This is a genomic window from Corynebacterium sp. HMSC074H12 (genome assembly GCF_001813755.1).
Lineage (GTDB): Bacteria > Actinomycetota > Actinomycetes > Mycobacteriales > Mycobacteriaceae > Corynebacterium > Corynebacterium hiratae.
In genome coordinates this window covers 1-329 of record NZ_KV813900.1, presented here as the reverse complement: position 1 = coordinate 329, position 329 = coordinate 1, and the positions used below count along the sequence as shown (strand labels likewise).

The following is a 329-nucleotide window of genomic DNA, read 5'->3' as shown; positions in this document are numbered from 1 at the left end:
AAAAACTTTCCAACCACCACACTAAAAGCGGCTCATATCCGGTATTAGACCCAGTTTCCCAAGCTTATCCCAGAGTGCAAGGCAGATCACCCACGTGTTACTCACCCGTTCGCCACTCGAGTACCAGTGCAAGCACTGGCCTTTCCGTTCGACTTGCATGTGTTAAGCACGCCGCCAGCGTTCGTCCTGAGCCAGGATCAAACTCTCCACAAAAAAGGCCGTGAAAAGCCCAAACCTAACAAACAGACAAACCAAACCGTGCACAGCACGGACTGGCTATCCAAAAATTACATAAAGAAAAAATCCAACCAACCCCCAACCCGACGGGG

1 rRNA gene is annotated in these 329 nt (G+C 50.5%); it reads right to left on the bottom strand.

Features of this window, described 5'->3' with window-relative positions:
- Positions 1-213: ribosomal RNA gene (locus HMPREF2932_RS04545) — 16S ribosomal RNA — on the bottom strand; the annotation flags it as partial.
- Positions 214-329: the final 116 nt, after the last annotated feature.